Genomic DNA, 5216 nt, shown 5'->3' with positions numbered 1-5216 from the left:
ACGAACTGGATATTACGCTGGAGACGCTTAGGGAGCTTTTGCCCATGCTGCGCCGGTTTACCAGAAGACAGAAAAGGAGAACCATATGTTGTTTCATGCCTTTTTGATAAAATACGGAGAAATCGGGATCAAGGGAAAGAACCGCTATCTCTTTGAGGACGCGCTGGTAGCGCAGATCCGCCATGCCCTGAAGCATGTGGAGGGCACGTTTAAAGTAACCAAGGATCAGGGACGTATCTATGTCCACACCGAGGGGGAATATGACTATGATGATGCGGTGGCAGCCATGCGCCGGGTATTCGGTATCGTAGGCATCTGCCCGGTGGTGATTCTGGAGGACGAAGGCTTTGAAAAGCTGGGCGATGATGTGGTGGCTTACTTAAAGGCCCGCTACGGTGAGAATTGTGAGAAAACCTTCAAGGTACAGGCCCGCCGTGCCCGCAAGACTTACCCGAAGGCTTCCATGGAGATGAACGCGGAGCTGGGAGGCCGGATTCTGGATGCGTTTCCGGGTATGCGCGTAGATGTGCATGAGCCGGAGCTGATGATTCATGTGGAAGTGCGGGAGCACATTTATCTGTATTCTGATATTATTCCGGGGCCGGGCGGTATGCCCATCGGCACCAACGGAAAATCCATGCTGCTTTTATCCGGCGGTATTGACAGCCCGGTGGCAGGCTACATGGTAGCCAAGCGCGGCGTCAAGATTGACGCGGTATACTTCCATGCGCCGCCCTACACCAGCGAGCGCGCGAAGCAGAAGGTGGTAGATCTGGCGGCGAAGGTGGCCCGTTATACCGGCCCCATTTACCTGTATGTGGTAAACTTTACGGAGATTCAGTTATATATCTATGAGAAATGTCCCCACGACGAGCTGACGATTATCATGCGCCGTTATATGATGCGGATCGCAGAGCGGATCGCGGAGAAGACAGGGTCTCTCGGCCTGATTACCGGCGAGAGTATCGGCCAGGTAGCCAGCCAGACCGTACATAGCCTGGCAGCCACCAACGAGGTCTGCACCATGCCGGTATTCCGTCCGCTGATTGCGTACGATAAGGAAGATATCGTAACGATTTCCAAGCAGATCGATACTTATGAGACGTCGATTCAGCCCTTTGAGGACTGCTGTACGATATTTGTTGCCAAGCACCCGGTAACCAAGCCGAACATCAATGTGATCAAGCGCTCCGAGCAGAAGCTGATGGAGCAGATCGACGAGATGGTAGACAAGGCCATCGAGACGGCAGAGCTGATTGTGGTAGGTTAAAGAGTATAAAGAAACCATACGAGCCGGCTGGGACAATATTGATTATTATCAGGAAAACAAAGGAGATTAACCACATGGGAGTAAATTCAATTGACGCTGAAGACGATCAGTTCGCATACCGTTATGATACCCAGCTTCTGATTGAGCGCAGGGATCAGGACCTGGACGAGGATGAAATTTCCGATTACATCACCGAGCATTTTGAGGGCAACAGCCTGATTGCGGCGGGAGACGAGGATCTGGTGAAGATTCATTTCCATACCAATGAGCCCTGGAAAATTCTGGAATATTGCAATTCCATAGGAGAAATTTTCGATATTGTGGTGGAGGATATGATCCGCCAGACTAACGGGCTGCACGGCTAAAAGTGGCAATGACAGAAAGAGGGTGTCGCAGATGACCGCAGAAGAAGTAATACAGGAAGCAGCAAAGCTTTGCAGAAGCTTTCATGCCCAAAGAGTGATTTTATATGGATCCAGGGCAAAGCATACGGCGCGGGAGAGAAGCGACATTGATATCGCAGTGTCAGGAGTGAAGAATTTTGAACTGTTGGCAGAAAGAATAGAGGAGTTGCCGACCCTTTACAGTGTTGATTTGTTGAATCTGGATACCTGTAAAAATCAGTTGTTATTGGAGGATATCAGGCAATATGGACGAGAAATTTAAAAGACGTTTCACATCATTCTGCAATTCCCTGGATGCGCTGGCGGAGGCAAAACAGAGGGATCTTTCCGATTCTTTTGTGTTAAGCGGTACTAGCGCCAAATTCAGTATTACCTTTGATTTGGCATGGAAGGTCATGAAGGATATCCTGGTGCAGCACTATGCGATTACCGGTTTTGTGGCAGGATCGCCGCGGGAGGTGCTTCGGGAGGCTTTCAAGGCAAATTTGATTTCCGATGACGCCTGGATGGAAATGCTGAAGGTGAGAAATGAGCTGACGCATGATTATGACTGCGAAATTGTGAAGGAACACTGCGGCACGATTGTGGAAACTTATATTGATTTATTTTACGAGTTTGAAGCAGTCGTAAAAAAACTGTCGGTTGCGCGATAGTTGGTGGAGGCAACTGCCCGTATCTGCTATGATTCCGGTATCAAAGACAGAACAGGAGGATTCCATCTTATGCTAATCGGAACTATAGTCACTTTCATCAATCTGCTCATTTTCGCGCTGATCGTCGGTGGACTGATTTACCTTTTTGTCCTGCTGGTAAAAACCCTGCGGAAATACCTGAAAGCAGAGCCCATCCGCAAAGAAAAGGCAGAGACTGCTCGTACTCTGGGCGAGATCCTGAAAGCCCATCGGGCTGCGTGCAAAATGACGCAGGAATTCGTAGCCGAGGCCCTGGGTGTCAGCCGCCAGGCCGTTTCCAAATGGGAGAGCGGCGCGTCCGATCCCAGCACCGCGAATCTCATCGCCATCGCGGAGCTCTACGGGGTGTCAGCGGAGGAAATACTGCGGAAAGTAAGGAAAGAAGAATAGACCTTGAAAAATCCTCCGCAACTCTGTATACTGAAAGAAGTTGCGAAAAGGGAAGTAAAAAGAATCAGCCCGGCGACGCCGGGCTGATTTTTATGTAGAGTGAAAATCTTTGTGAATTATTCTTCCACGATGTACGGTTTCAGAACATTCAGAATGGAATCCAGTTCCTCGTCCGCGTGGATGCTTAAGTCAATCGGCTTGGACAGATCCAGGCTGAAGATACCCATAATGGACTTTGCGTCGATGACGTAGCGTCCGGATACCAGATCGAAATCTACATCAAACTTTGTAATATCATTTACAAAGGATTTCACTTTCTCGATAGAATTCAGACAAATTTTGACTGTTTTCATGACAATACCCTCCTGATAATCGCTTACTATAGCTACGATCTTAATACCGGGTGCAGGAAAAGTCAATGGGAAATCACATATTTTTGGAAAGAGGTTGGAAAATGAAAAAAGTAGCGCTTCATAACCTGGGCTGCAAGGTAAACGCATATGAGACAGAGGGCATGCAGCAGATGCTGGAACAGGCAGGCTATGAGATTGTACCCTTTGAGGAGAAAGCAGATATCTATATTGTCAATACCTGCTCGGTAACAAATATCGCGGATCGGAAGTCCCGTCAGATGCTGCACCGGGCGAAGAAACAGAATCCGGAGGCCCTGGTGGTAGCGGTGGGCTGCTATGTACAGACAGCAGAGGCTGAGCTGCGTGAGGATGCTGCGGTAGATTTACTGATTGGAAATAACAGGAAAAAAGATTTGCTGGCGATCCTGAAAGCTTACGAAGAGGGCGTGGACGAGGAAACGGTTATTGATATCAACCACACAAAGGAATATGAAAATATGACGGTCACGAAAACCGCAGAGCATACCAGAGCTTATGTGAAGGTACAGGATGGCTGTAATCAGTTCTGCAGCTATTGTGTGATTCCCTACGCCAGAGGCCGGGTCCGCAGCCGGGAGAGCGCTGACGTCTGCGCGGAAATCCGGGAGCTGGCAGCGGCGGGCTATCGTGAGGTAGTGCTGACCGGTATTCATTTAAGCTCCTACGGTGTGGATTTGGAAGGAGAAAATCTCCTGACCCTGATTCAGGCAGTGGATGGGATAGAAGGTATCGACCGCATTCGTCTGGGCTCCCTGGAACCCCGGATTATCACAGAAGAATTTGCGGAAATGCTGGCAAAGATGCCGAAGTTCTGTCCTCATTTCCACCTGTCCCTGCAGAGCGGCTGCGACGCCACCCTGAAGCGGATGAACCGTCGCTATACCGCGGAAGAATACGCAAAGAGCTGCGAACTTCTCCGGGAAAAATTCGCCCATCCGGCCCTGACCACGGACGTCATCGTGGGATTCCCTGGCGAGACAGAAGAGGAATTTGCGGAGACGGTGGAATTCCTGAAGCGGATTCATTTATTTGAGACCCATATTTTCAAATATTCCAGAAGAAAGGGAACCCGTGCGGCTGTTATGGAGCATCAGGTTCCCGAGCAGATAAAGACCGAGCGCAGCCATGTGCTGCTGGCCCTGGATGCAGCGCATTCCAGACAGTATATGGAGGAACTCCGTGGTCAGCAGGTGGAGATTCTGATTGAGGAAAATATGGTGATAGATGGTGTAGAATATCAGGTGGGCCATACAAAAGAATACATTCGCGCAGCGGTTATTTCCGATGAAGATCTGACGAATCAGATTATTACGGCTGTAATTGGAGATACTATAGAAGAACGTTTGTGCGCTGCGAAGCCGTTAAATCGGATCTAGGACTTGTATTTTTGCAAAAGATAGAGTACAATAGTTTGTAGTGGTGTCAGGAGCGTGATGAAAATGAGCAAAATAGATAGCACACAGAATTTCAAAGTATTGCCGGAATCTGAAAACCGGGTAGGGGATATCCTGAACCAGGTATATCAGGCGATGACGGAAAAGGGATATAATCCGGTGAATCAGATCGTGGGTTATATTATGTCCGGAGATCCGACCTATATTACCAGTCATAACAACGCCCGCAGCCTGATTATGAAGGTGGAGCGCGACGAGCTGGTGGAAGAACTTCTGAAAGTTTATATCGAGGCAAAGCTGTAGCAAGGAGTTGTATATGAGAATTCTGGGACTGGACTTTGGTTCCAAGACAGTAGGCGTCGCAGTCAGCGATCCGCTGGGTATTACGGCCCAGCCAGTGGAGATTGTCCGGAGAAAATCCGAGAACAAGCTTCGCCAGACGCTTGCCAGAATAGAAGAGCTGGCGAAGGAGTACCGGGCCGAGAGCTTCGTGCTGGGACTTCCGAAAAATATGAATAATACCATGGGTGAGCGGGCCGAGAAGTCTCTCGCATTTAAAGAAATGCTGGAAAAGAGAACGGGTCTGCCTGTTGTGATGTGGGATGAACGTCTCACGACTGTAGCAGCCAACCGGGCTATGATGGAAGGCGGTGTGCGCCGGGAAAACCGGGGAG

General features: G+C 49.4%; 9 protein-coding genes. 8 read left to right on the top strand and 1 reads right to left on the bottom strand.

Annotated features, from left to right (window positions below; all coding sequences use genetic code 11):
* Positions 1-85: 85 nt before the first annotated feature.
* The 5 genes from thiI (at position 86) to ACTRC3_RS11395 (ending at position 2756) form a co-directional block, all read left to right on the top strand.
* A complete protein-coding gene (gene thiI, locus ACTRC3_RS11415) occupies positions 86-1270 on the top strand; it encodes a tRNA uracil 4-sulfurtransferase ThiI (RefSeq protein WP_440323151.1) in 1185 nt (394 codons plus the stop codon).
* Between the two features lie 74 nt (positions 1271-1344).
* Positions 1345-1635 carry a hypothetical protein gene (locus ACTRC3_RS11410; RefSeq protein ID WP_158362323.1) on the top strand — a complete coding sequence of 97 codons (291 nt, stop codon included), beginning with the start codon at positions 1345-1347 and terminating at the stop codon, positions 1633-1635.
* 31 nt (positions 1636-1666) lie between these two features.
* Complete coding sequence (locus ACTRC3_RS11405) at positions 1667-1936, top strand: nucleotidyltransferase family protein (protein ID WP_440323150.1); 270 nt, start codon at positions 1667-1669, stop codon at positions 1934-1936.
* Positions 1920-2327 (top strand): HI0074 family nucleotidyltransferase substrate-binding subunit, encoded by a 408-nt coding sequence (locus tag ACTRC3_RS11400; RefSeq protein ID WP_440323149.1) that lies wholly within the window; start codon positions 1920-1922, stop codon positions 2325-2327. Before ACTRC3_RS11405 ends, ACTRC3_RS11400 begins: the two co-directional genes overlap by 17 nt.
* Before the next feature lie 69 nt (positions 2328-2396).
* On the top strand, positions 2397-2756 hold the full coding sequence (locus ACTRC3_RS11395) for a helix-turn-helix domain-containing protein (protein ID WP_440323148.1): 360 nt from the start codon (positions 2397-2399) through the stop codon (positions 2754-2756).
* Between the two features lie 116 nt (positions 2757-2872).
* Here the strand turns inward: ACTRC3_RS11395 and ACTRC3_RS11390 are convergent, their stop codons facing one another.
* Positions 2873-3109 (bottom strand): HPr family phosphocarrier protein, encoded by a 237-nt coding sequence (locus tag ACTRC3_RS11390; RefSeq protein ID WP_440323147.1) that lies wholly within the window; start codon positions 3107-3109, stop codon positions 2873-2875.
* A 101-nt stretch (positions 3110-3210) separates the two neighbouring features.
* On the opposite strand from ACTRC3_RS11390, the gene mtaB reads away from it, so the two are divergent.
* The 3 genes from mtaB to ruvX form a co-directional block, all read left to right on the top strand.
* Entirely contained in the window at positions 3211-4524 is a 1314-nt protein-coding gene (gene mtaB / locus ACTRC3_RS11385) for a tRNA (N(6)-L-threonylcarbamoyladenosine(37)-C(2))-methylthiotransferase MtaB (protein WP_440323146.1), read from the top strand.
* A gap of 63 nt (positions 4525-4587) precedes the next feature.
* The gene (locus ACTRC3_RS11380; protein ID WP_440323145.1) at positions 4588-4845 is read left to right on the top strand and encodes an IreB family regulatory phosphoprotein; all 258 of its coding nucleotides are present in this window, start codon (positions 4588-4590) and stop codon (positions 4843-4845) included.
* Between the two features lie 13 nt (positions 4846-4858).
* Positions 4859-5216, top strand: a 358-nt coding sequence (ruvX, locus tag ACTRC3_RS11375) for a Holliday junction resolvase RuvX (RefSeq protein WP_440323144.1), incomplete at its 3' end; no start/stop codon positions are given.

The sequence above is a fragment of the Laedolimicola sp. genome, assembly GCF_051972735.1.
In the GTDB taxonomy this organism is placed as follows: Bacteria; Bacillota; Clostridia; order Lachnospirales; family Lachnospiraceae; genus Laedolimicola; species Laedolimicola intestinihominis.
The sequence above is the reverse complement of the archived record's forward strand: the minus strand, read 5'-3'. Positions and strand labels throughout refer to the sequence as shown.

Excerpts from the sequence above, each read along its gene's own strand:
- thiI (WP_440323151.1), top strand. The coding sequence starts at position 86 with ATGTTGTTTCATGCCTTTTTGATAAAATACGGAGAAATCGGGATCAAG.
- ACTRC3_RS11410 (WP_158362323.1), top strand. The coding sequence starts at position 1,345 with ATGGGAGTAAATTCAATTGACGCTGAAGACGATCAGTTCGCATACCGT.
- ACTRC3_RS11380 (WP_440323145.1), top strand. The coding sequence starts at position 4,588 with ATGAGCAAAATAGATAGCACACAGAATTTCAAAGTATTGCCGGAATCT.
- ACTRC3_RS11395 (WP_440323148.1), top strand. The coding sequence starts at position 2,397 with ATGCTAATCGGAACTATAGTCACTTTCATCAATCTGCTCATTTTCGCG.
- ACTRC3_RS11400 (WP_440323149.1), top strand. The coding sequence starts at position 1,920 with ATGGACGAGAAATTTAAAAGACGTTTCACATCATTCTGCAATTCCCTG.
- ACTRC3_RS11405 (WP_440323150.1), top strand. The coding sequence starts at position 1,667 with ATGACCGCAGAAGAAGTAATACAGGAAGCAGCAAAGCTTTGCAGAAGC.
- mtaB (WP_440323146.1), top strand. The coding sequence starts at position 3,211 with ATGAAAAAAGTAGCGCTTCATAACCTGGGCTGCAAGGTAAACGCATAT.
- ACTRC3_RS11390 (WP_440323147.1), bottom strand. The coding sequence starts at position 3,109 with ATGAAAACAGTCAAAATTTGTCTGAATTCTATCGAGAAAGTGAAATCC.